This window comes from Phenylobacterium sp. LjRoot97, from assembly GCF_964254345.1.
Lineage (GTDB): Bacteria > Pseudomonadota > Alphaproteobacteria > Caulobacterales > Caulobacteraceae > Phenylobacterium.
Map to the genome: position 1 here is coordinate 2,763,881 of NZ_CAXUTH020000001.1, position 23,423 is coordinate 2,787,303.

Below are 23,423 nucleotides of genomic sequence, written 5' to 3' on the forward strand. Positions count from 1 at the left end.
CGTGGAGCTCCTTACCGGCTACGGGCCGCTGCTGATCTTCCTGATCTTCGTCGCGCTGGCGTTCGACTTCCTGAACGGGCTGCACGACGCGGCCAACTCGATCGCCACCATCGTGGCGACGCGAGTGCTGCCGCCGTTCATCGCCGTGGCCTGGGCGGCGTTCTTCAACTTCATCGCCTTCCTGTTCTTCGGCCTGCACGTGGCCAAGACGGTCGGCGCGGGCCTGGTCATGCCGGAGCTGATCAGCGACGGGCTGATCTTCTCGGCGCTGATCGGGGCGATCGGCTGGAACCTGCTGACCTGGTGGGCGGCGATCCCCTCCTCGTCCTCACACGCCCTGATCGGCGGGCTGGTCGGCGCGGGCATCGCCAAGGCCGGCATGGGCGCGGTCATGTGGGGCGGACTCTCCAAGACCCTGTTCGCCATCGTGTTGTCGCCGGCCACCGGCTTCATCCTGGCGCTGTTCCTGGTGCTGATCGTCTCGTGGCTGTTCGTGCGGCTCACGCCGTTCGCGGTCGACGGGGTGTTTCGAAAGCTGCAGTTCGTCTCGGCCTCGCTCTATTCGCTGGGCCATGGGGGCAACGACGCCCAGAAGACCATGGGCATCATCGCCGCGCTGCTGATCGCGCACGGCATGGGCCCGGCCAGCGGCGAGTTCCACGTGCCGCTGTGGGTGGTGCTGTCCTGCCAGGCGGCCATGGGCCTGGGCACGCTGTTCGGCGGCTGGCGGATCGTCCACACCATGGGCTCGCGGATCACCCGCCTGACCCCGATGCAGGGCTTCTGCGCCGAGACCGGCGGGGCGATCACCCTGTTCGCCGCCACCAGCCTGGGCGTGCCGGTATCGACCACCCACACCATCACGGGCGCCATCGTCGGCGTCGGCGCGGCCAAGCGGGTCTCGGCGGTGCGCTGGGGCGTGGCCAAGGAGATCGTCACCGCCTGGGTCGTGACCCTGCCGGCGGCGGCGATCATCGGCGCCCTGACCTACTGGGCGGCCGGGCGCTTCATGGGCTGACCGGCGGCTAGTCGTCGACCATGGCGCGGGCGGCGACGTCCGCGGCCGGGTCGAAGTCGGCGCGGGGATAGTCCTTCCCGCGCTTGACCGTCAGGGTGACGGTTCGCAGGGCGCGGATGTCCTTGCTCGGATCCTGGCCGGTGAACATCAGGTTGGCGAGCTTGCCCGCCTCGATGGTCCCGAAGTCCGGGGTCTTGCTGACCGACAGCGCACCGTTGCGGGTCGCCGCGACGATCGCCTGCATCGGCGAGAAGCCCGACTTGTCGACCAGCAGTTCCAGCTCCTCGTAGAGCGCCGGATAGGCCCCGGCCGGATTGGAGAAGCCATCGGTGCCGGCCGAGATCGTCACGCCGGCCTTCAGGGCCTGGGCGGTCAGCTGGGCGGCGAGCTCGGTCGAGCAGTAGGGCTTGCTGGGCCGGCCCTTCATCGCCTCGTAGATGCGGACCGTGGCGTCGAGGACGACGTCGTCCTCACGCATCGTGGCCAGCAGCGGGGCGATCTGCGGGTTTACGCCCTTGCCGAACTTCTCTTCCTGGACTGCGGCGCGGCGGTGGTAGCCGGACGGCATCTGGTCGGAGACCTGGTAGGCCAGCATGCAGACGTGGCTGACGCTGTCGGGCCGCGCGGCCAGCACCTGCGCCGGAGTAGCCGGGAAGACCGCGCCGTGGGTCCAGACCTGCAGCCCCTGGCGGTGAGCCTCGGCGGTGATGCGCGCGACCTCCTCGCCAGGCAGGTTCGCGTAGATCTTGATGGCCGTCGCGCTGGTCCCCTTGGCCTCGGCCACCGCCTGGCGGATGTCGGTGTCGGGTCGGATCGCCTGCATCCAGGGGACCTGGCCGCCGACCGCGCCGAGCGAGGCGGCGCCGACCCGCGGATCGTCGAAGAAGGACGGGCCGGCCATCAGGGCGGCGTAGTGGATGTCGGGGCCAGGGATCTCAGCGATGCGGGTGGCGCGGGCCAGGTCGGCGATGTTGCGCAGGTCGTCGGCCATGTCGCGGGTCGAGGTGATCCCGCTGTAGAGGTCGCGCTTGAGCTGGGCCTCGGCGAAGCGGCGGTTGGGCGGCGTGGCCAGGTGCTGGTGGCTGTCGGTGAGCCCCGGCAGCACGTACTTACCGCTCATGTCGACGACGCGGGTGTCCGGCGCCAGCTTGAAGGCGATCTCGCCCTCCTTCCAGACGCGCTCGATCCGCTCGCCGCGGACGAAGATGTTCATGCCCGCGCGGGCCGGCGCGCCGGTCCCGTCGATGAGCGTGACGTTGCGATAGACGGTTTGCGTCACGGCCGGCGGCTCTTGGGCGAGCGCAGCGGCGGGCGAGAAGGCGAGGACGGCGGCGAGCGCGGTGAGGCAGGAGCGGATCATGCCCCTGCCCTAGCTGCGTCGCTCGCCGGCCTCAACGCCTAAGCGTCAGCGGGGAAGCTTGCTGGTCCCCATCAGGTACTCGTCGACCGCCTGGGCGCACTGACGGCCCTCACGGATCGCCCAGACCACCAGCGACTGGCCGCGACGCATGTCGCCGCACGAGAAGATGTTGGCCGAGGTGGTCTTGTAGTCGCTGACCGGCGCCTTGACGTTGCCGCGCGGGTCGAGCTCGGCGCCGGACTGGGCGATGAACTCGTTGTGACGCGGGCCGACGAAGCCCATGGCCAGCAGCACCAGATCGGCCTTGATCAGGAACTCGCTGCCGGCGACTTCCTGCAGCGACTGGCGACCGTCGGCGCCGGCGACCCATTCGACGCGGACGCATTCGACCGCCTCGAGCTTGCCGTTCGACCCGATGAAGCGCTTGGCCGAGACGGCGAAGTCGCGCTCGCAGCCCTCTTCGTGGCTGGACGAGGTACGCAGCTTCAGCGGCCAGTCCGGCCAGGTCAGCTGCTTGTTCTCGCGAACCGGCGGCTGCGGCATGATTTCCAGCTGGGTCACCTGGACCGCGCCGTGGCGGTTCGAGGTGCCGATGCAGTCGCTGCCCGTATCGCCGCCGCCGATCACGACGACATGCTTGCCGGTGGCCGAGATGCCGCCGGTGGGGGCCGCGCGCAGTTCGTCGTCACCGGCGTTGCGCTTGTTCTGCTGGGTCAGGAAGTCCATCGCGAAATGGACGCCGGCCAGCTCGCGGCCCGGGATCGGCAGGTCGCGCGGATCTTCCGCCCCGCCGGCCATGACCAGAACGTCGTAGTCGTCGAGCAGGCGCTCGACCGAGACGGTCTTGCCGACCTCGAAGTTGGTCCGGAAGATCACGCCCTCACCTTCCATCTGCGCCACGCGGCGGTCGATGAGGTGCTTCTCCATCTTGAAGTCGGGGATGCCGTAGCGCAGCAGGCCGCCGATCCGGTCGTTCTTCTCGAACACGGTCGGAGCGTGGCCGGCGCGGGCCAGCTGCTGGGCGCAGGCCAGGCCCGCGGGGCCCGAACCGACGACCGCGACGCGCTTGCCGGTGCCGCGCGGCGACATCTGCGGAGCGATCCAGCCTTCCTGCCAGCCGCGGTCGACGATCTCGCACTCGACCGTCTTGATGGCGACCGGGGTGTCGATGATGTTCAGGGTGCAGGACGCCTCGCAGGGCGCCGGGCACACGCGGCCGGTGAACTCCGGGAAGTTGTTGGTCGACTGGAGGTTCTCCAGCGCCGTCTTCCACTGGTCGCGATAGATCAGGTTGTTGAAGTCCGGGATCTGGTTGTTCACCGGGCAACCCTGGTGACAGAACGGAATCCCGCAGTCCATGCAGCGCGCAGCCTGCTTGGACACGTCCGCCGCCGGCATGGGGTGGACGAATTCCTTCCAGTTCTTCAGGCGCTCTTGCGGCGCCTCGTAAGTGCGTTCCTGGCGCTCGATTTCGAGAAAGCCGGTGACCTTACCCATGATGCTGTCCTCCGACTTTCAATCTATTCCGCGGCCACGGCCGCAGCCGCTTGCCGCTCGGCCGCCATTTCCTGCAAGGCGCGGCGGTAATCCTTGGGCATGACCTTCACGAACGAGCCGAGGGTCTGATCCCAGTTCTCGAGGATCTGACGGGCGCGCTCAGACCCCGTGTAGAGGTGATGGCGCTCGACCAGGATGCGCAGACGTTCGGCGTCGAAGCGCAGCACGTCGCCCATGCCGTTGTTGTCGACCGACAGCGACCGCTGGCTCGGGCGGAACGGCTCGTCCTCGCGGGTCGCCGGCGCCGACGGTTCGACCTTTTCCAGGTCGACCATCGCCTTATTGCAGAGGTCGGCGAAGCGGCCCTTCGGATCGTAGACATAGGCCACGCCGCCGGACATCCCGGCCGCGAAGTTGCGGCCCGTGTCGCCCAGCACGACCACCACGCCGCCGGTCATGTATTCGCAGCCGTGGTCGCCCACGCCTTCGACGACGGTGACCGCGCCGGAGTTGCGGACGGCGAACCGCTCGCCCGCCACGCCCTGGATGTAGGCCTCGCCGGCGATGGCGCCGTAGAGCACGGTGTTGCCGGCGATGATGTTCTGGGTCGGGTCGCGACGGGCTTCAGCCGGCTGGCGCACGACGATGCGGCCACCCGAGAGGCCCTTGCCGACATAGTCGTTGCCGTCGCCGGTCAGTTCCAACGACACGCCGCGGGCGGCGAAGGCGCCGAAGCTCTGGCCGGCCTGGCCACGGAACTTGATGGCGATGGTGTCCTCAGGCAGGCCGGCATGGCCGTAGCGCTTGGCCACCTCGCCCGAGAGCATCGCCCCGGCCGTGCGGTTGATGTTCTTGATCGCGTACTCGAGCAGGACCGGTTCGCCCTTCTCCAGCGCCGGAGCGGCGTCGGCGATCAGGGTGTTGTCCAGCGCCTTGCCCAGGCCATGGTCCTGGCGGTCCATGTTCCACAGGCCCTTGGCCCCTTCCGGAGCGGCCGCATAGAGCAGCTTGGAGAGGTCGACGCCTTCGGCCTTCCAGTGGTCGACGGCGTCGCGGGCGTCGAGGCGGTCGACGCGACCGACCATCTCATTGACCGTCCGGAAGCCGAGCGAGGCCATGATCTCGCGCAGCTCTTCGGCGACGAAGAAGAAGTAGTTGATCACGTGCTCGGGCTGGCCGGTGAAGCGCGCACGCAGCACCGGGTCCTGGGTCGCCACGCCCACCGGGCAGGTGTTCAGGTGGCACTTGCGCATCATGATGCAGCCGGCCGCGATCAGCGGGGCGGTGGCGAAGCCGAACTCGTCGGCGCCCAGCAGTGCAGCGATGGCGACGTCGCGACCGGTCCGCAGGCCGCCGTCCGCCTGGACGGCGACGCGGGTGCGCAGGCCGTTCAGCAGCAGGGTCTGCTGGGTCTCGGCCAGGCCGATTTCCCAGGGCGAACCGGCATGGACCAGCGAGGTCAGCGGCGAAGCGCCGGTGCCGCCCTCGAAGCCCGAGATGGTGATGTGGTCGGCGCGCGCCTTGGCGACGCCGGCGGCCACGGTGCCGACGCCGACTTCCGACACCAGCTTCACGGAGATGCGGGCGCCCGAATTGACGTTCTTCAGGTCGTGGATCAGCTGGGCCAGATCCTCGATCGAGTAGATGTCGTGGTGCGGCGGCGGGCTGATCAGGCCCACGCCCGGCGTCGAGTGACGGACGCGGGCGATGTTCTTGTCGACCTTGTGGCCGGGCAGCTGGCCGCCCTCGCCGGGCTTGGCGCCCTGGGCCATCTTGATCTGGATGTCGTCGGCGTTGACCAGGTACTCGGCGGTGACGCCGAAGCGGCCCGAAGCCACCTGCTTGATGGCCGAGCGCATCGAGTCGCCGTTCGGCAGCGGCTTGAAGCGGTCGGATTCCTCGCCCCCCTCGCCGGTGTTCGAGCGGCCGCCGATGCGGTTCATGGCCACGGCGAGCGTGGTGTGGGCTTCACGGCTGATCGAACCGAAGCTCATCGCGCCGGTGGCGAAGCGCTTGACGATCTCGCTGGCCGGCTCGACCTCTTCGATCGCAACCGGGGTCTCGTTGAAGTTGAAGCGCATCAGACCACGGATGGTCAGCAGGCGCTCGGACTGTTCGTTGATGCTCTCGGCGAAGCCGCGGTAGTCGTCCGAACGGCCGCCGCGCACGGCGTGCTGCAGCTTCGAGACGCTCTCCGGCGTCCAGGCGTGCTGCTCGCCGCGCAGACGGAAGGCGTAGCTGCCGCCGACGTCCAGCATGGTCGCATAGATCGGGTTGTCGCCGTAGGCGTCGCGGTGACGGCGAACCGACTCCTCGGCCACCTGGCCCAGGCCGATGCCCTCGATCGTGGTCGCGGTGCCGGTGAAGTACTTCTCGATCAGCTCCGACGACAGGCCGACGGCGTCGAAGATCTGGGCGCCGCAGTACGACTGGTAGGTCGAGATGCCCATCTTGGACATGACCTTCAGAATGCCCTTGCCGATCGCCTTGATGTAGTTCTTGCGGACGTCATAGGCCGAGATCGTGATCCCCTCGCGGACGCGCAGGTTCTCAAGGGTCTCGAAGGCCAGGTACGGGTTCACCGCTTCGGCGCCGTAGCCGGCCAGGACGCAGAAGTGGTGCACTTCGCGCGCTTCGCCGGTCTCGATCACCAGGCCGGTCTGCATGCGCAGGCCCTGGCGGATCAGGTGATGGTGCACGGCCGCAGTGGCCAGAGCGGCCGGGATCGGGATGCGGTCCGAGCCGACGCGGCGGTCGGACAGGATCAGGATGTTCTTGTCGGCCAGAACGTTGTCGGTGGCCTCGCGGCACAGCCGATCGATCGCACGTTCCAGGCCCGCGGCGCCCTCGTCGGCCGCCCAGGTGGTGTCGATCGTCGCGGTGCGGAACGAGCCGTCCAGCAGTTCGCTGATCGAGCGGATCTTGGACAGATCCTCATTGGTGAGGATCGGCTGCGAGACTTCCAGGCGCTTGTGGGTGCCGGCGTGACGGCCCAGCAGGTTCGGGCGCGGGCCGATCATCGACACCAGGCTCATGACCAGTTCCTCGCGGATCGGGTCGATGGGCGGGTTCGTGACCTGGGCGAAGTTCTGCTTGAAGTAGTCGTAGAGCAGCTTCGAGCGCTTGGAGAGCACGGCGATCGGGGTGTCGGCGCCCATGGAGCCGATCGGGTCTTCACCAGTGGTCGCCATCGGCGCCAGGAAGAACTGCTCGTCCTCCTGGGTGTAGCCGAAGGCCTGCTGGCGATCGAGCAGCTGGGCCGCATCGTTCGACAGCGCCTCGTTGAAGGCGATCTCGGGCAGCTCTTCCAGCTTGAACTGGGTGTCGCTCAGCCAGTCGGCATAGGGCTCGGCCTCGGACAGGGAGCGCTTGATCTCCTCGTCCTCGATGATGCGGCCTTCTTCCATGTCGATCAGCAGCATCTTGCCGGGCTGCAGACGCCACTTGCGGACGATGCGTTCCTCCGGGACCGTCAGCACGCCGACTTCCGAGGCCATGATCACATGGTCTTCGTCGGTGATGATGAAGCGGGCCGGACGCAGGCCGTTACGGTCGAGGGTGGCGCCGATCTGGCGGCCGTCGGTGAAGGCGACGGCGGCGGGGCCGTCCCACGGCTCCATCAGGGCGGCGTGGTACTCGTAGAAAGCCTTGCGCTTGGCGTCCATCAGCGGGTTGCCGGCCCAGGCTTCCGGGATCAGCATCATCACCGCGTGAGCCAGCGGATAGCCGCCGGCGACCAGCAGCTCGAGCGCGTTGTCGAGGCAGGCGGTGTCCGACTGACCGTGCGGGATCAGCGGCCACATCTTGTTGAGGTCGGGCCCCAGCAGGTCGCTTTCCAGCGTGCGCCGGCGCGCGTTCATCCAGTTCACGTTGCCGCGGACGGTGTTGATCTCGCCGTTGTGGGCGATGAACCGGTAGGGGTGGGCCAGCTTCCAGGACGGGAAGGTGTTGGTCGAGAACCGCTGGTGGACCAGGGCCAGGGCCGACTCGCAGCGCTCGTCCAGCAGGTCCTGGTAGAAGGTCCCGACCTGGTCGGCGAGCAACAGGCCCTTGTAGACCACGGTGCGCGTCGACAGCGACGGCATATAGAGGTCGGCGATGCTGGGGATGCCGTGCTTCACGGCCAGTTCCGCCAGCGGGTTCTGGGTCTGCTTGCGGACCGCCAAAAGCTTGCGCTCGTGAGCGTCCTGGCTGCGGATGTTGGGGCCGCGGCCGATGATCGCCTGACGGATGACCGGCATGTCGGCGAGCACGGCGGCGCCGAGGCCGTCGAGGTTCACGCGCACGTCGCGCCAGCCCAGCAGCGGCTGATGCTCGACCTTCAGGAAGTGCTCGAACTGCGCCATGACGACGTCGCGCGCGGCGTCGTCGCTGGGCAGGAAGCACATGGCGACGGCGTATTCGCCGGCCGGCGGCAGATCGACGCCTTCCTTGGACGCCCAATCGCGGATCAGCGCGTCCGGAATCTGAATCAGAATCCCGGCGCCGTCGCCGACCAGCGGGTCGGCGCCGACCGCGCCGCGGTGATCCAGGTTGATCAGGATCTCCAGGCCGGCCGTCACGACCTCGTGCGATTTGCGGCCTTTAATATTGGCCACGAAACCCACGCCGCACGCATCATGTTCGTTGCGCGGGTCGTAAAGACCTTGCCGCCCGGGAGCTCCCATCAGGATACCTCGCTCTCAAAACTCAGGCACGCAGCAGGGCCGGCATTCGGCGACCGTTGTTGCGCGCAAATTCGGCGCGCATTTACCCGGCAAGATCAGCCCTTGTCGATGGGCCTGCGCGCCTCGAATTGAAAAGATTTTCTAAGGTGCGACGTCTAGTAGCAACTTATCGGCGTCTCGCGCGGCGTTGCAGCCCGTCAGGACCATGGCCGTAGAAAGCTCGGCGCGCAGGGTTCCCAGCATCTTGGCGACCATCGGCCGGCCCCCTGCCCCCAGCGCGTAGGCCCAGGCGCGGCCGATGAAGCAGGCCTTGGCGCCGAGGCTGAGGGCCTTGAGCACGTCCAATCCTGAGCGAATCCCGCCGTCCATAAGGACTTCGAGGTCATTTCCGACCGCGTCGACGATGGCCGGCAGGGCCGAGATCGACGAGCGCACGCCGTCCAGCTGGCGGCCGCCGTGATTGGAGACGACGAGCCCTTGAGCCCCGGCGCGGACCGCGTCGCGGGCGTCCTCGGGATCGAGCACGCCCTTGATGACGATCGGGCCGTCCCAGACCTCGCGCACGAAGTCGAGATCCTTCCAGGTGACCGATCGATCAAAATTCTTTGCGATCCAGCTGAGGAAGTCGGTGACGCTGCGCCCCTGGGGAATCGCGCCGGCCACGCAGCCCAGGCTGTGCGGTCGCCCGTTCGCCCACACGTCCCAAAGCCATTCTGGGTGAGTCACGCCCTGCCAGGCGGTGTTGATCGCACCGGAGAAGGCGGTCGCGCCGGTGAAGCCCGAACGGACGTCCCGATAGCGCGCGCCGGGCAGCGGCAGGTCGACGGTGAACACCAGCACCGGGCAGCCGGCGGCCTTGGCGCGGGCAAGCAGCTCGCGCATGTAGCCGCGGTCCTTGAGCATGTAGAGCTGGAACCAGGGCGGCGCGCCCGACTCGGCGACCTCCTCGACCGAACAGACGCCGACGGTCGAGAGGCAGAACGGAACGCCTGCGGCGGCGGCGGCCTTGGCGGCCTGCACCTCGCCGCGACGGGCGTACATGCCGGCCATGCCCACCGGAGAGAGCCCGATCGGCATGGTCATCTTCTGGCCCAGCACCTCGACCGACATGTCGAGCTGGGTCATGTCGCGCATCACCCGTTGGCGCAGGGCCAGGGCTTCGATGTCGGCGACGTTCCGCTCCAACGTGACCTCGGCGTAGGAGCCGCCGTCGATGTACTCGAAGAACATCTTCGGGAGGCGTCGCCTCGCAAGCTCGCGATAGTCGGCGACCGATGCCGGCTTCATGGAACGTCCCCCCCGTACTTGTGGCCAATGCTACGAGGAGTCGCTACGCAGAGCGCATGAGCAATCTGCGTGTCTGGATGTCCGCCGCCGCGATCTGTGGCTTTCTTGCCGTCGCTTTCGGGGCCTTCGCTGCCCATGGCGTCACCGATCCCAAGGCCAAGGAATGGATGCATACGGGCGCAACCTACGCCTTCCTGCACGCATTGGCAGTCTTCGCGTCAGTGAGCGTGGTTAAGGGCGGCGGGCGGCTGGCGCGCGTGGCCCCGCCGATCTTCCTGGGCGGGATCCTGATCTTCTCCGGCACCCTGTTCGCCATGGCGCTCGGCGCGCCGCGCTGGTTCGGGGCGATCACCCCGATCGGCGGCACGCTGTTCATGGTCGGCTGGGCGATCCTGGCCTGGGCCGCGCTGCAGAAACCTCAGGACTGAGCCCGCCTGGGCAGGGCCAGGACGCGCAGCGCCACGGCCGAGCCGATCACCGCCAGCGCCATGACCACCGCCATCGGCCGCGGCGTGCCGTCGTAGAACGCACCCGACAGGCTGGCCGCCAGCGCTCCGACCCCGAACGAGGCGCCGCCCATCAGGGCTGAGACCGAACCGGCCCGCCGCGGGTCGACATTGAGCGCGCCGGCCATGGTGTTGCCCTGCATGAAGCCGTAGCTGGCCAGCAGTACGAACAGCAGCGGCAGGATGCTCCAGCGCTCGCCGAAACCGGTCAGCGCCGCGATGGCCAGGGCGATGGAGGCCAGGACCGCCGCCTGGCTGGCCCGCTCCAGCACCTCGTCGGGGGTGGAGCGGCGCAGCAGGTAGCGGTTCACCTGGCTGGCGCCGATGATCGCCGCGGCGTTGAGGCCGAACACCCAGCCGAAGTGCTGGGGCGAGATGCCGTAGGTCCCGATCAGCAAGTCCGGCGAGGCCGAGATGTAGGTGAAGAGGGTCGCGCCGTTCAACGCGCCGGCCAGGGCGTAGCCGACCAGGCGCGGCTGGCGCAGCAGGGCCAGATACGCCTTCAGCGGATTTTCCGACGCGGCCTGGGCGGCGGTCTCGTCCGAGCGCGATTCCTTGAGCCAGAGCAGGGTCGCCGCGCCGCAGGCCAGGCCGAACACCGCCAGCGCCCAGAAGTTCAGCCGCCAGCCGCCGAGCGTCAGCAGCAGCCCGCCCAGCATCGGCGCGAGGATCGGCGCGAGCCCCATGATCAGGGTCATCAGCGACAGCATCCGCGCGGTCTCAGTGTGGTTGAAGCGGTCGCGAACCACGGCGCGGGCCACCACGCCGCCGGCGCAGCCGCCGAGCGCCTGGACGAACCGGGCCGCGACCAACATGTCGCCGGAGGTGGCGAGCGCACAGGCGACCGAGGCGGCGATGTAGATCGCCACGCCCAGCAGAATCGGGCCGCGGCGGCCGAAGCGATCGGAGGCCGGGCCATAGAAGAACTGGCCGATCGCCATGCCGGCGAAGAACGCGGCCACCGTGCCCTGGGTCTGGGCCGCGCTCGCACGCAGGTCGGCGCCGATGGCCGGCAGGCTGGGCAGGTACATGTCGATCGACATCGGCGCGAAGGCGGTCAGCGCCCCGAGCAGGAACACCAGGCCCCAGGGGGTGCGGTCGACGGCGGCGGCTTGCTGGCTGGTCATCGGGCCCCTTCTAGCGTCATTCGCAGCGAACGCGCCAAGCGGCGCTTGCCTTCCGCGCAAGGAACCCTGGCAAGCTAGGGCAAACCTTCGGAGGAAGCCCGCCATGTCGACCGCCCTCGCCCGCCAGATGCCGCCTGTCCAGCACGCCAAGGTGAACGGTATCGACATGGCCTACTACGAGGTCGGGCCGCGCGGCCAGGGCGTGCCGCTGATCTTCTGCCACGGCTTCCCGGAGCTGGCGTTCTCGTGGCGCCACCAGCTGGCGGCCTGCGAGGCGGCCGGGGTCTGGGCGATCGCACCCGACCAGCGCGGCTATGGGCTGACCGAGCGGCCGGACGCGGTCACCGACTACGACATGGAGCACCTGACCGGAGACCTGGTCGGGCTGCTGGATCACCTGGGCGCGGCCAAGGGCGTGTTCGTCGGCCACGACTGGGGCGGCATCGTCGTCTGGCAGCTGCCGCTGATGCATCCGGACCGCGTCGCCGGGATCATCGGGCTCAACACGCCGTTCATGCGCCGCGCGCCGCTCGATCCGATCGAGGGCATGCGCAAGGTGTTCGGCGAGGACATGTATATCGTCTGGTTCCAGAAGCCGGGGATCGCCGACGCCGCCCTGGCCGCCGACGTCGACAAGACCATGCGCTTCTTCATGCGCAGGCCGGCGGCGATCTCGCAGGCCGCAGCCCCGCCCAGCGGCGGCTCGACCTTCGCGTTCGGCGACGCGCTGAACGCCTGGGACAAGGCCGACACCGCCAACCAGCTGCTGAACGCCGACGAACTGGCTGGCTTCGTCGAAACTTTCGAGGCCACCGGCTTCACCGGCGGGATCAACTGGTACCGCAACTTCTCGCGCAACTGGGAGCGCTCGGCCGACTTCCCGACCCGCATCGACGGCATCCCCTGCCTGATGATCATGGCCGAGAAGGACGTCGTGCTCTCGCCGGCCATGGCCGACGGCATGGAAGAGGTGATCTCGGACCTGGAGAAGGTGCTGATCCAGGACAGCGGCCACTGGACGCAGCAGGAAAAGCCCGAAGAGGTCAACCGGCTCATCCTGGACTGGATGGGGCGCCGCTTCCCGAAGTAGACTGGCGGGGATGGAACGCAACACCCCGCCCTTCGCCGTCTCGAACACGTCGCACCGCAAGGGGCTGTACGCGGACAATGAGCCGTTCGCCTACGGCTGGCTGCCGACCAGCGGGGCGCACGAGATCTTCTACGAAGAGTGCGGCAACCCCGACGGCAAGCCGTGCGTGATCCTGCATGGCGGCCCGGGCGGGGCGATCAATCCGACGATGCGCCGCTTCTTCAATCCGGCGAAGTGGCGGATGGCCCTGTTCGACCAGCGCGGCTGCGGCAAGTCGCGGCCGAACGCCAGCCTGGAAGACAACACCACCTGGACGCTGATCGAGGACATCGAGCGGCTGCGCATCCACCTCGGCGTCGAGAAGTGGACGGTGTTCGGCGGCAGTTGGGGCAGCACCCTGGCGCTGGCCTACGCCATCACCCATCCGCATCGGGTCGAGGCGCTGGTGCTGCGCGGCATCTTCCTGCTGACCCAGCGCGAGCTGCGCTGGTTCTACCAGGAGGGCGCTTCGATGCTGTTCCCGGACGCGTGGCAGCGGTTCTGCGCGCCGATCCCGGAGGCCGAGCGCGGCGACATGATGGCCGCCTATCATAAGCGCCTGACGAATACCGACCGCCGCATCCAGGCTGAGGCCGCGGCCGCCTGGAGCCAGTGGGAAGGCGACACCATCTCCATCCGCGGGCCGGAAGCGCGGCCCTCGAAGTTCAACGAGATCGACTTCGCCATCGCCTTCGCGCGGATCGAAAGCCATTTCTTCGTCAACGGCGGCTTCTTCAAAGAGGACAACTGGATCCTCAACAACATCGACAAGATCCGCGGCATTCCGGGCTGGATCGTCCAGGGCCGGTTCGACGTGGTGACGCCGATGGACAGCGCCTGGCGGCTGAAGACCGCCTGGCCCGAGGCCAGTTTCGACATCGTCTGGGACGCGGGGCACGCCTCGACCGAGCCCGGCATTGTCGATGGCCTGGTGCGGGCGACGGACCAAGCGTTGAAGCTCTAGATCCCGGAGGGAGCGCCATGGCAGTCACCATCGCCGACGCGCTCCTGTCCCTAAGACCCCTGCCCGGCCTGGCCGTGCTGATGTGCGGCGTCGCCGGCAGCGGCAAGACCACCTTCGCCATGGCGCTCGAGGACGCCGGCTTCCTGCGGCTGTCGATCGACGAGGAGCTCTGGCGTCGTCACGGCCGGTACGGTCTCGACTTTCCCGCCGACGAATACCCCGTCCTGCTGGAGCCGGTGCGCGCCTGGCTGCAGGCCCAGGTCGCCGAGGCGGTGCGCGGCGGCCAGGCGGTGGTGATCGATTCCAGCTTCTGGAGCCGCGCGCATCGCGACGCGTTCAAGGCCGAGGTCGAGAGCGCGGGGGGACGCTGGCGGCTGATCTACCTGCACGCCCAGCCCGAACTGCTGCAACGGCGGCTGGCCGACCGGCGCGAACGGGCGGAGCTGAACGGCGCGATCCCGGTCGACGATGCGATGCTGGCCCGCTTCCTGCGCAGCTTCGAGCCGCCGCTCGGCGAAGGCGAGACGACCGTGACGGTCGCCTGACCTACATCAGCGCGCCCTTACCGCTGGTGACTTCCGAATAGCGGTGGACGCGCACGGCCTGGACCAGGCCGAAGCCGATCATCACGGTGAGCATGACGGTGCCGCCATAGGACAGCAGCGGCATCGGCACGCCGACGACGGGGGCCAGGCCCATGACCATCGCCCCGTTGATCAGCACATAGAGCGCGAAGGTCGCGGTGGTGCCGGCCGCCGACAGCCGGCCGAAGTGCGAGTGGGCCAGCGCCGAGGTGCGCAGCGCCATGAAGATCACCGCCCCGTAGAGGAACAGCAGCGAGAAGCAGCCCAGGAAGCCGAACTCCTCGGCCAGGGTCGCGAAGATGAAGTCGGTCTGCTTCTCGGGCAGGAAGTTCAGCTGGCTCTGCGAGCCGAGCCCATAGCCTTTGCCGAAGAAGCCGCCGGAGCCGAGCGCGATCTTGGACTGCAGGATGTGATAGCCGGACCCTGAAGGATCGCTCTCAGGATCGAGGAAGGTCAGCACCCGTTTGCGCTGATAGTCGTGCAGCACGAACATGACGATCGGCGGCACGGCGACGACGAAGGCCGCCACGCCGGCGAAGATGATCCGCCAGGAAAGCCCGGCGAGCACGACGATGGCCACGCCGGTCATGGCGATCAGCATGGCGGTGCCGAGGTCGGGCTGGTGCATGACGAGGACCGTCGGGGCCCCGATCATCGCGGCCGGGACGAGCAGCCACCAAGAGAGCCTGGCGTTGTCGGCCGAGATGCCGTGGTAGAACCGCGCCAGGGCCAGCACGATCCCGAGCTTCATGATCTCGGACGGCTGGAAGCTGAACGGCCCGAAGGCGAGCCACCGCTGGGCGCCCATGCGCACGTCGCCCGCCACCTCCACCGCCACGAGCAGCAGCAGGCCTAAGCCGTAGAGCGGATAGGAAATGGCGAACCAGACCCGCAGGTCGATCATCGCCAGCCCGATCATCAGCACGAAGCAGAGCGCGAAACGGCTGAGGTGCTTGGCCGCCCACGGGTCCCAAGACGACCCGGCGATGGAGAACATCATCAGGGCGCCGGTTCCGGCGATCAGGCAGAGCGCCAGGGCGAACAGCCAGTCGACTTCGGACAGCTTGACGACCAGGCGGTCGCGCTCTCCGGGGCGGGTCAGGGCGCTGACGGTCATATCGCGCCTCCAGTGGGGGTGGCGGCGGCCGGCGGGGCCGTTGGCGCGGCGGGCGCGGCGGTGATGGTCGGCGCCTCGGGCGCGACGCCTTCGGCCTCCAGCGGCTCGGGGGCCTCCGGCATCGGCATCGGGGTCTCGATGCGCGAACGCAGCTCCGGATCCTTCATCAGCGCCACGCGCATGACCTCACGCGCGCGGGGCGCGCCGGCGGTCGCGCCGCCAAGACCGCCATGCTCGACGATGACGGCCACGGCGTAGCGCGGATCATCGACCGGCGCGAAGGCGACGAACAGGTTGTGGTCCTTGAGCCGCCACGTGACCCCGGCGCTGCTGCGCGAGGCGAGGCCAGCATAGGAGCGGACCTGGGCGGTGCCGGTCTTGCCGGCCATCTGGATGTCGCCGAGGCCGAGCTGGCTCTGGCGGTAGGCGGTGCCGCCGGTGTCGTTGGCCACGGCGACCATGCCGCCTCGAACGTAGTCGAGCTGTTCCTTGCTGAAAGGCAGGTCGGGCACTTCGTCGCCATGCGGCCGCTCGACCCCGCCCACTGACTTGATCAGGCGCGGGTTCAGCGCCTTCTTGCCGTTCGCCAGCCGCGCGGTCATCACCGCCAGCTGCAGGGCGTTCACCGCCACATAGCCCTGGCCGATGCCGTAGCTGACGGAGTCGCCCGGCTGCCAGACCGGCTCGCGCTTGACCGCTTTGCGCTTCCACTCGCGGGAGCCGACGACGCCCTTCTTCTGGCCGGGGATGCCGATGTCGAAGATCTGGCCGAAGCCCATGGCGTGGGCGGCCTTGGCGATCGGGTCCGGGCCCATCCGCAGCGCGGTCTGGTAGAAGTAGACGTCGCAGGAGTTCTTGATGGCGTCGTGCATGTTCTGCGAGCCGTGCCCGCCATGCTTCCAGCAGCGCCAGGTGCGCCCGCCCCAGTACCAGCCGCCGGAGCAGTGAACCCGCACTTCCGGGTCGATGCCCGCCGTCAGCGCCGCCAGGGCGACCGTCGGCTTGAAGGTCGAGCCCGGCGGATAGGTGCCGGTCATCACCTTGTCGAGCAGCGGCTTGCGCTCGTACTGCGCCAGGGCGCGGTACTCGGGTCCCGACAGTCCCTTCACGAAGCGGTTGGCGTCGAAGCTGGGCGAGGACGCCATGCACAGCAGGTCGCCGGTCCGGCAGTCCATCATCACGATGGCCCCGCTCTCGTCGCCCATCACTTCAAGCGCGCGGTTCTGGATGTCGACGTCGAGGGTCAGCTCGATGCGCTTGCCCGGCGTGCTGGGGATGTCGCCGGCCTCGTCCTGGCGGACCTCACGACCGTTGGCGTCGACCTCGACCTTGCGGGCGCCGGCCTTGCCGCGCAGTTCCAGATCCAGAGCCTTCTCCACGCCCTGGCGGCCGATCCGAAAGCCCGGATTGAGCAGGATCGGGTCGGAGTTCGGCCCGGTGGAGGTAAGATCTTCGCGATTGACCTTGGCGACATAGCCGATGACGTGAGCGAAGGCGCCGCCGTGCGGATAGACCCGGACCTCGCCCATGTCGGCGGTGACGCCGGGCAGTTCCGGCGCGCGGATGTTGATCGCTGAGAATTCGTCCCAGCTCATGTCCTCGAACACCGACACCGGCACCCGCTTGGGGGTCTGCCTGATGTCCTTGATCAGGCGCAGCTGGCGCGCCTCGTCCAGCGGCACGAAGGTCGACAGCGTCTTCAGCGTGCCTTCGACGTCCGTCGAGTTGTCCTCACGGGTGACCAGCAGCCGGAAGTTCGGACGGTTCGAGGCCAGGATCGCGCCATTGCGGTCGACGATCAGGCCGCGCGGCGGCGGCACGAGGCGGAAGTTGAACTGGTTCGAGGCCGAGAGCTTCTCGTAGCGCTGGGTCTCAATGATCTGCAGATGCGCCAGGCGCGCGCCCAGCGCGCCCAGACCCAGGCCCGCTATGCCGCCAAGCAGAAACATCCGGCGGTGGAAGACCCCCTGCCGTTCATTGACCTCGGAAAAGAAGATCGACGGCTCGGCCATCGCTTCAGGACCCTAGCGGAAACGCACGTCTGCATCCTCGAACCGGTCGATGAGCAGGTGCGCGAACGGAAACAATATGATTGTGGCGAGGAATTGCCAGGCGACGGCGATGGGATCAGCTGTCGCATGCGCCCCCACCATCGTGAACAGGAAGGCCGCCCCGAGCGCCAGGCCGGTCGCCGCGGCGTACCAGGCCCACATGACCGGAAAGCTCTGGCCGGCCATCATGCTGCGGCCGATCAGCCCCGCGCCGTAGACTAGCAGCAGCGACAGGGCCCACAGGCCCATCGGCGCGCCCCAGACGATATCGAGGAACAGGCCCATCAGCAGCACCCCGACAGGCGCCAGCATCGAGGGGCGGATCACCGCCCAGGCGAAGGCCGGCACCATCGGAAAGATCGGCTCAGGCAGGCTGAGGCCGAACGGCCGGAAGGGCAGCGAGAACAGGACGGTCAGGATCAGGCACTGGACGAGCGGGACCCCGATCCAGCGCCAGGGGGCCAAGGGGCGCGCGCCGGCCATCTAGAACGGGACCTCCGACGGAGGCGGCTGCGGCTGGGCTGCGGGGGCCGCCGGCGCGGCGGGCGTGGGCGCCGGACGGGCCGGCGCAGCGGCGGCCGGACGCGGCGTCGCCGGCCTCGGCGTCGCGGGCCGGGTCGCGGTCGGCGCGCTTGCGGCGGGCCGAGCTGCGCCGGGAGCGGTCTGGGCCGGCGCGGCGGGCGTCGCCGACGTCACGCCGACAACCGGCGGCGGGCTGGCCGGCGGCGGCACCGGCATGCGGTTCAGCTCGGCGGCGGCGGCGGCGGTCAGCTGCGAGAAGTCCTGGAACAGCATCACCTGGACAAAGTCGACCGGGGCGGCGTCCGAGGCCAGCACCGCGCGCCAGCGGCCGTCCAGGCCCTTGACCGCGACACCGACCGGCAGACCGCGCGGCAGCACCCCGCCGTCGCCGGAGGTGACGATGCGGTCGCCCTGCTTCACTGGGTCCTGGCCGCGTAGGTACTCGAGCCGCGGATTGGGACCGCCGTCCCCGGCCAGGATGGCGCGGGCGTTGGTGCGGTCGATCATCACCGGCGTGCGCGAGGCGATGTCGGTCAGAAGCAGGATGCGGCTGGCGCCGTCGGTCACGCCAATGACGCGGCCGACCAGGCCGTTCTCGCTCATCACCGGATTGCCCGGCTTGATGCCCTTTTCCTTGCCCGAGTTGGCCAGGCGGGTGTTGGAGAACGGCCCCCTCGCCTCGCTGACCGTGCGGGCCGCGACCATCGGGATCGGCGGATCGGTCTTCAGGCCCAACAGGGCCTTGTAGCGGTCGTTGGTGTCGCGCAGGGCCAGGGCGGCGACCTGCCACTCACGGGCCTCGCGAAGTTCCTCTTTGAGGCGGCGGTTCTCGGAGGCGGCGAAGAAGTAGCCGCGGACACCGTCGACGCCGCTGCCGATCCACTCGCCCGGCGTCGCCAGCACGCCGGTCACCGGCGCGGCGATGGCGTCGCCGACCTTGCGCGAGGCGCCATAGGCTTCAGTCTGGAAGGTTTCGCGGCGGTCCGACATCAGCAGCACCAGCGCGACCACCATGGCGACGACCAGCGCGACCCCGGCCGTCCAGGCCAAGGGCACCTTCAGTTCGCCAAACGGGTTCTCGCGAAGCGCCACCTGAACCTGCTCGCCCTAGAGGCGCAGCCTGGGAGCCCTCCCCCAGACCGCGACTCGGCAATACTACGCCAGGGTGGACTCCAGGACGCCCTTCATCCACTTCGGATGTTCGAGCACCTTGCCGCAGCCGAGGGCCACGCAGGACAGCGGGTCGTCGGCCACGGTCACCGGCAGGCCGGTGTGGTCGCGGATTTCAGCGTCGAGGCCGCGCAGCAGCGCGCCGCCGCCGGTCAGCATGATGCCCTTGTCGGCGATGTCGGAGGCCAGTTCCGGCGGGGTGGCTTCCAGCGCCATCTTCACGGCGTCGACGATCTGACCGACCGGTTCGGCCAGCGAGTCCGAGGCCTGCTTTTCGCTGATGCGCACTTCGCGCGGCACGCCCTGCATCAGGTCGCGGCCCTTGACCTCGATCGACAGGCCCTCGCCGTCGGCCGGCGCACGGGCGGTGCCGATTTCCTTCTTGATGCGCTCGGCGGTGGTTTCGCCGATCAGAAGGTTATGGTTGCGGCGCATGTAGCTGATGATCGCCTCATCCATCTTGTCACCACCGACGCGGACCGAGCGCGAGTAGACGATGCCCGACAGCGACAGCACGGCCACCTCGGTGGTGCCGCCGCCGATGTCGACGACCATCGAACCGGTCGGCTCGTGGATCGGCAGGCCAGCCCCTATGGCGGCGGCCATCGGCTCGTCGATCAGGCCGACGCGGCGACCGCCGGCGTTCAGGCAGCTGTCGTTGATGGCGCGGCGTTCGACCGCGGTGGCGCCCGACGGCACGCACACGATCACCTTCGGGTTCACGAAGCCCTTGCGGTTGTGAACCTTGCGGATGAAGTACTTGATCATCTCCTCGGCGACTTCGAAGTCGGCGATGACGCCATCGCGCATCGGGCGGATGGCTTCCATGTGACCAGGGGTACGGCCCAGCATCTGCTTGGCTTCGATGCCGACGGCATGGACGACCTTGCGGCCGCCGACGTTACGCAGAGCCACGACGGAGGGCTCGTTCAGAACGATACCCTTGCCCTTCATGTAGATGAGCGTGTTGGCGGTGCCGAGATCGATGGCGATGTCGTTCGAAATGGCGCCGAAGAGGGACGAGATCATGCAGGGCCCTGGAGGGTGGGGAGCAGAGTTGGGGGTGTGCGAAGCCCAGGCTGCCGACGCTTCGTTTCGAATCTCGAAACGCCAGGCGACGCCAGCCTCCGCTTGCAGGACAGAAGGTCCGTGTGCCCTGCAAGTGGGCTGATTTCAAGGCTTAATGAGAGGTCTGTGATTTCGCGTCGCACGTGTACGGGGGGACGCGCCCGAAGGACTCGTCCGATGATGGGGGATGACCTCAAACCGTCGCTGAAATCGGGGCGGAAATACGGCAGCGCAGTCCGGCTTCGTTGAAGTCGACCTCGACCTGACCGCTCAGTTCGCGTTCGACCGCCCCCCGGATGAAGCGCAGACCGAAGCCGCGGCGGAGCGGTTGCGACGGCGGTGGCGGGCCGTCGGTCTCCCGCCACTCCAGGAACAGGAAGTCGCTCACCCGGGTCCAATGGACCAGCAGCCGCCCCCTGGGCGACGACAGCGCGCCGTGGCGCGCGGCGTTAGTGGCCAATTCGTGCAGCGCCATGGCGAAGGTCACCGAAGCGCGGGTCGAAAGCTGGATGGACGGCCCCTCGCAGATGGCGATGTCGGGGCCGTAGGGCGCCAGCACGCCGGCGACGATGTCGCCGAGGTCGGCGGTTTCCCAGCGCCGTTCGGCCAGGCGGTTGTGCGCCCCCGAGAGCGCCATGAGCCGCGCCTCGAACGCCTGGCGCATGCCGGCCGGGTCGCCGACGTCGTGGAAGCTGTGGGCCGCCAGCGACTGCACCGTGGCCAGGGTGTTCTTCACCCGGTGGTTCAGCTCGTCGAGCAGGGTCTTCTGCAGGTCCTCGGCGCGTTTGCGTTCGGTGATGTCGACCAGCATGTTGATCGCCCCCACCAACTCGCCATCGGCGCCGCTGAGCGGGGTCGGATAGGCCAGCAAGGCGCCGCGGCTGCCGTCCGGGCGCTCGAAGATCACCTCGGCCCCGGCGATCTGGCGGCGCTCGCGCAGGGCGATCGCCATCGGGCATCGCTCGGCCGCCAGCGGTGAGCCGTCGGGCTCGAACAGCTTGAAGGAGCCGCACCAGCGGTCCTGGCCAAGCCTGGGCTCTCGCCCCCACAACGTCACGGCGGCATGGTTGTAGCTGAGGATCCGCCCCTCGGAGTCGGTCTGGTAGGTGGCGATCGGCGAGGTCTGGACGACCCTCTGGGTCCAGGCCTGGCGGTTGCGCAGCATCTCGCGCGCCTGACGCAGCTCGGTGACGTCCTGGAGGCTGTTGATCGCCCCCATCAGCCGCCCGCCCTCGTCGAACAGCGGCTCGACGTTGGCCAGCAGGTGCGTGCGCCGCCCATCGAGCTGCAGGATGATCACTTCGCGGTCCTTGACCGGCGCGCCGGTGGCCAGCGCCACCGCGATCGGCGACTGATCCGGCGACATCGGGCTGCCGTCCGGATGGAAGGAACGTTCGAACGGCGCCCGGCCGCCCGGCGGCGGCGGCTTGCCGCCCCACATCGCCGCAGCCCGGCTGTTGAACTGGATCACCGCACCCTTGCGGTCGCAGACATAGACGCCGATCGGCAGGCGCTCGAGCAGACCTTCCCAGGTCTGGTAGGCGCGTCTGAGCAGGACCTCGGCGGCCGCCGCCCGACCGGACAGCCCCGCCTCACCCACCGGAATTCCCCCGACGTCGTGCATTTCGCCGCCCGCTACTGTGCATTTGGGGCCTCAAATCAGTCAGCGTTCTAGATTGTTCCGTCGAGTCGGCGACATTGACGACTCTGCTGTGGACGAAGCGTGGACTGTTTCCCGCGCGCTACAGCCAAGCAGCAACCCCAGGTCTACAAAGGGGGTTTGGTCTACCGGCCATCTCGGCCGAACCTCGTGTGCACGAAGATGTCATCTCGCCAGGCGGTCCTGGGCGTCGAAGACGCCAGCTTCTTCTACGGATCCAACAAGGTCTTCGAGGGCGTGAGCTTTCAGCTCGACGACGCGCGCACGGCGCTGGTCGGGGAGAACGGCGCCGGAAAATCCACCTTGCTCAAGTGCTTGCTGGGCGAACTGGAGCTCATGGACGGCCAGATCGTCCGTTCGCGCGGGCTGAAGATCGGCTACGTGCCCCAGGAGACGCCGCAGGGACTGGCCGACAAGAGCGTCCGCGAGGTGCTGGAAGCCGCCCTGCCCGCCCCCGACGGGTCGGAAGACTGGAAGGTCGACGTCCTGCTGGACGAGATCGGCGTCAGCTATGAGACCACGCAGCAGGCGTTCGGGTCGCTGAGCGGCGGCTGGCAGCGGCTGCTGCTGATTGCGGCCGCGGCCCGGCTGGCCGAGCCGGACCTGCTGATCCTCGACGAACCGACGAACCACCTGGACCTGTCGAACATCAACACGCTGGAGACCTGGCTCGACCAGGACCAGCGACTGCCGATGCTGATTGTCAGCCACGACCGCGAGTTCCTGCAGCGCATGACGACGCGGACGCTGTTCCTGCGCTCGGACGGGGCGCACAGCTTCAAGACCCCCTTCGTGGAGGCCCGCGAGGCGTTGCTGCAGCGCGACGCCGCCGACGCCGTGCGCCGCCAGCTGGAAGGCAAGGAGATCGAGCGCCTGCAGAAGGTCGCAGCCCGCTATCGCGTCTGGGGCGTGAAGAACGACAAGTTCGACAAGCGCGCCAAGGCGACCGAGAAGCGGATCGAGCGGATCGAGGCCGACCGCACCAGCGCCTATTCGGCCCGCGAACGGCGGCTGGAGCTGCACGACGGCGACATGGACGCCAAGGTCGCGCTGCGCATCCGCGACTATGCGGTGACCACGCCCGACGGCGGGCGCAAGCTCTTCGCAATCGAGCGGCTGAGCGTGGCGCGCGGCGACCGCATTGCGCTGCTGGGCGTCAACGGCGCGGGCAAGTCGATGCTGTTGTCGGCCCTGGCCCGCGCGTTCGACCCGGACCTGGAACACTATGACGGCCAGGCGCCGATCAGCTTCAATCCGCAGAGCCGGCTGGTCTATTTCGATCAGAAGATGGCCGACCTGCCGCTGAAGACCAGCTTGCTCGACTATGTCGCCGCCGCCGAGGGCGCGACCGATCGCGACGCCAACGCCCTGCTGGCCAAGGCCGGCTTTCCCTATGTGCGGATCAAGGGCCCGATCGGCGACCTCAGCTTTGGCGAACGAGCCCGCCTGGTCTTCCTGCGCATGAAGCTGGCGCGTCCCAATCTCTACCTGCTCGACGAGCCCACCAACCACCTCGACATCGAGGGCCAGGAGGAGTTGGAGGCGCAGCTGGACGGGGCCGAGACCGCCTGCGTCTTCGTCTCGCACGACCGCTATTTCACCCGCAGCGCCGCGAACCGCTTCCTGGAGATCCGTAAGGGTCGGCTGGTCGAGGTCGAGGGGCCCGAGGCGTTCTTCGCCGCCCAATAGGCGCGGG

Annotated in this window: 17 protein-coding genes; 6 read left to right on the forward strand and 11 right to left on the reverse strand. The window is 68.6% G+C overall.

The window, feature by feature from the left end; translation table 11 throughout:
* The first annotated feature begins 1 nt into the window (after nucleotide 1).
* Complete coding sequence (locus ACSQ2H_RS13790; protein WP_436061959.1) at nucleotides 2–1,018, forward strand: anion permease; 1,017 nt, start codon at nucleotides 2–4, stop codon at nucleotides 1,016–1,018.
* Between the two features lie 7 nt (nucleotides 1,019–1,025).
* Here ACSQ2H_RS13790 and ACSQ2H_RS13795 read toward each other — a convergent pair whose 3' ends face one another.
* From ACSQ2H_RS13795 to ACSQ2H_RS13810, 4 genes are all read right to left on the reverse strand, one after another.
* On the reverse strand, nucleotides 1,026–2,378 hold the full coding sequence (locus ACSQ2H_RS13795; RefSeq protein ID WP_436061960.1) for an amidohydrolase family protein: 1,353 nt from the start codon (nucleotides 2,376–2,378) through the stop codon (nucleotides 1,026–1,028).
* Nucleotides 2,379–2,423: 45 nt separating this feature from the next.
* Nucleotides 2,424–3,875 (reverse strand): glutamate synthase subunit beta, encoded by a 1,452-nt coding sequence (locus ACSQ2H_RS13800; RefSeq protein WP_436061961.1) that lies wholly within the window; start codon nucleotides 3,873–3,875, stop codon nucleotides 2,424–2,426.
* A 23-nt stretch (nucleotides 3,876–3,898) separates the two neighbouring features.
* Entirely contained in the window at nucleotides 3,899–8,542 is a 4,644-nt protein-coding gene (gene gltB, locus ACSQ2H_RS13805; protein WP_436061962.1) for a glutamate synthase large subunit, read from the reverse strand.
* A gap of 141 nt (nucleotides 8,543–8,683) precedes the next feature.
* Entirely contained in the window at nucleotides 8,684–9,829 is a 1,146-nt protein-coding gene (locus ACSQ2H_RS13810) for an L-lactate dehydrogenase (RefSeq protein ID WP_436061963.1), read from the reverse strand.
* Nucleotides 9,830–9,885: 56 nt separating this feature from the next.
* Here ACSQ2H_RS13810 and ACSQ2H_RS13815 point away from each other — a divergent pair, with 56 nt between their 5' ends.
* Complete coding sequence (locus ACSQ2H_RS13815; protein WP_436061964.1) at nucleotides 9,886–10,257, forward strand: DUF423 domain-containing protein; 372 nt, start codon at nucleotides 9,886–9,888, stop codon at nucleotides 10,255–10,257.
* Here ACSQ2H_RS13815 and ACSQ2H_RS13820 read toward each other — a convergent pair.
* Entirely contained in the window at nucleotides 10,248–11,462 is a 1,215-nt protein-coding gene (locus ACSQ2H_RS13820; RefSeq protein WP_436061965.1) for a multidrug effflux MFS transporter, read from the reverse strand. The genes ACSQ2H_RS13815 and ACSQ2H_RS13820 overlap by 10 nt on opposite strands.
* Nucleotides 11,463–11,565: 103 nt before the next feature.
* Here ACSQ2H_RS13820 and ACSQ2H_RS13825 point away from each other — a divergent pair, with 103 nt between their 5' ends.
* From ACSQ2H_RS13825 to ACSQ2H_RS13835, 3 genes are read left to right on the forward strand one after another with little or no spacing between them, the layout of a single operon-like run.
* A complete protein-coding gene (locus ACSQ2H_RS13825) occupies nucleotides 11,566–12,552 on the forward strand; it encodes an alpha/beta fold hydrolase (RefSeq protein ID WP_436061966.1) in 987 nt (328 codons plus the stop codon).
* Between the two features lie 10 nt (nucleotides 12,553–12,562).
* Nucleotides 12,563–13,555 (forward strand): prolyl aminopeptidase, encoded by a 993-nt coding sequence (gene pip, locus ACSQ2H_RS13830; RefSeq protein ID WP_436061967.1) that lies wholly within the window; start codon nucleotides 12,563–12,565, stop codon nucleotides 13,553–13,555.
* Nucleotides 13,556–13,572: 17 nt separating this feature from the next.
* A complete protein-coding gene (locus ACSQ2H_RS13835; RefSeq protein WP_436061968.1) occupies nucleotides 13,573–14,100 on the forward strand; it encodes an AAA family ATPase in 528 nt (175 codons plus the stop codon).
* 1 nt (nucleotide 14,101) lies between these two features.
* On the opposite strand, the gene rodA is transcribed toward ACSQ2H_RS13835, so the two are convergent.
* The 6 genes from rodA to ACSQ2H_RS13865 all read right to left on the reverse strand — a co-directional run bounded on the left by rodA (nucleotide 14,102) and on the right by ACSQ2H_RS13865 (nucleotide 21,691).
* Entirely contained in the window at nucleotides 14,102–15,256 is a 1,155-nt protein-coding gene (gene rodA, locus ACSQ2H_RS13840) for a rod shape-determining protein RodA (protein WP_436061969.1), read from the reverse strand.
* Nucleotides 15,253–17,268: a penicillin-binding protein 2 gene (gene mrdA, locus ACSQ2H_RS13845; RefSeq protein ID WP_436061970.1), complete on the reverse strand. Its 2,016-nt coding sequence runs from the start codon at nucleotides 17,266–17,268 to the stop codon at nucleotides 15,253–15,255. Before mrdA ends, rodA begins: the two co-directional genes overlap by 4 nt.
* 12 nt (nucleotides 17,269–17,280) lie before the next feature.
* On the reverse strand, nucleotides 17,281–17,790 hold the full coding sequence (locus tag ACSQ2H_RS13850; RefSeq protein WP_436061971.1) for a hypothetical protein: 510 nt from the start codon (nucleotides 17,788–17,790) through the stop codon (nucleotides 17,281–17,283).
* A complete protein-coding gene (mreC, locus tag ACSQ2H_RS13855; RefSeq protein WP_436061972.1) occupies nucleotides 17,791–18,921 on the reverse strand; it encodes a rod shape-determining protein MreC in 1,131 nt (376 codons plus the stop codon).
* Nucleotides 18,922–18,984: 63 nt separating this feature from the next.
* Entirely contained in the window at nucleotides 18,985–20,028 is a 1,044-nt protein-coding gene (locus ACSQ2H_RS13860) for a rod shape-determining protein (RefSeq protein ID WP_056020526.1), read from the reverse strand.
* Nucleotides 20,029–20,260: 232 nt separating this feature from the next.
* On the reverse strand, nucleotides 20,261–21,691 hold the full coding sequence (locus ACSQ2H_RS13865) for a sensor histidine kinase (protein WP_436061973.1): 1,431 nt from the start codon (nucleotides 21,689–21,691) through the stop codon (nucleotides 20,261–20,263).
* A 198-nt stretch (nucleotides 21,692–21,889) separates the two neighbouring features.
* Between ACSQ2H_RS13865 and ACSQ2H_RS13870 the strand changes: the two genes are divergently transcribed.
* Complete coding sequence (locus ACSQ2H_RS13870) at nucleotides 21,890–23,416, forward strand: ABC-F family ATP-binding cassette domain-containing protein (protein ID WP_436061974.1); 1,527 nt, start codon at nucleotides 21,890–21,892, stop codon at nucleotides 23,414–23,416.
* Nucleotides 23,417–23,423: the final 7 nt, after the last annotated feature.

Bases quoted from the DNA above. Each gene is read 5' to 3' on its own strand.
- ACSQ2H_RS13795 (WP_436061960.1), bottom strand. From the start codon at position 2,378: ATGATCCGCTCCTGCCTCACCGCGCTCGCCGCCGTCCTCGCCTTCTCG.
- ACSQ2H_RS13800 (WP_436061961.1), bottom strand. From the start codon at position 3,875: ATGGGTAAGGTCACCGGCTTTCTCGAAATCGAGCGCCAGGAACGCACT.
- gltB (WP_436061962.1), bottom strand. From the start codon at position 8,542: ATGGGAGCTCCCGGGCGGCAAGGTCTTTACGACCCGCGCAACGAACAT.
- ACSQ2H_RS13810 (WP_436061963.1), bottom strand. From the start codon at position 9,829: ATGAAGCCGGCATCGGTCGCCGACTATCGCGAGCTTGCGAGGCGACGC.
- ACSQ2H_RS13815 (WP_436061964.1), top strand. From the start codon at position 9,886: ATGAGCAATCTGCGTGTCTGGATGTCCGCCGCCGCGATCTGTGGCTTT.
- ACSQ2H_RS13820 (WP_436061965.1), bottom strand. From the start codon at position 11,462: ATGACCAGCCAGCAAGCCGCCGCCGTCGACCGCACCCCCTGGGGCCTG.
- ACSQ2H_RS13825 (WP_436061966.1), top strand. From the start codon at position 11,566: ATGTCGACCGCCCTCGCCCGCCAGATGCCGCCTGTCCAGCACGCCAAG.
- pip (WP_436061967.1), top strand. From the start codon at position 12,563: ATGGAACGCAACACCCCGCCCTTCGCCGTCTCGAACACGTCGCACCGC.
- ACSQ2H_RS13835 (WP_436061968.1), top strand. From the start codon at position 13,573: ATGGCAGTCACCATCGCCGACGCGCTCCTGTCCCTAAGACCCCTGCCC.
- rodA (WP_436061969.1), bottom strand. From the start codon at position 15,256: ATGACCGTCAGCGCCCTGACCCGCCCCGGAGAGCGCGACCGCCTGGTC.
- mrdA (WP_436061970.1), bottom strand. From the start codon at position 17,268: ATGGCCGAGCCGTCGATCTTCTTTTCCGAGGTCAATGAACGGCAGGGG.
- ACSQ2H_RS13850 (WP_436061971.1), bottom strand. From the start codon at position 17,790: ATGGCCGGCGCGCGCCCCTTGGCCCCCTGGCGCTGGATCGGGGTCCCG.
- ACSQ2H_RS13860 (WP_056020526.1), bottom strand. From the start codon at position 20,028: ATGATCTCGTCCCTCTTCGGCGCCATTTCGAACGACATCGCCATCGAT.
- ACSQ2H_RS13865 (WP_436061973.1), bottom strand. From the start codon at position 21,691: ATGCACGACGTCGGGGGAATTCCGGTGGGTGAGGCGGGGCTGTCCGGT.
- ACSQ2H_RS13870 (WP_436061974.1), top strand. From the start codon at position 21,890: ATGTCATCTCGCCAGGCGGTCCTGGGCGTCGAAGACGCCAGCTTCTTC.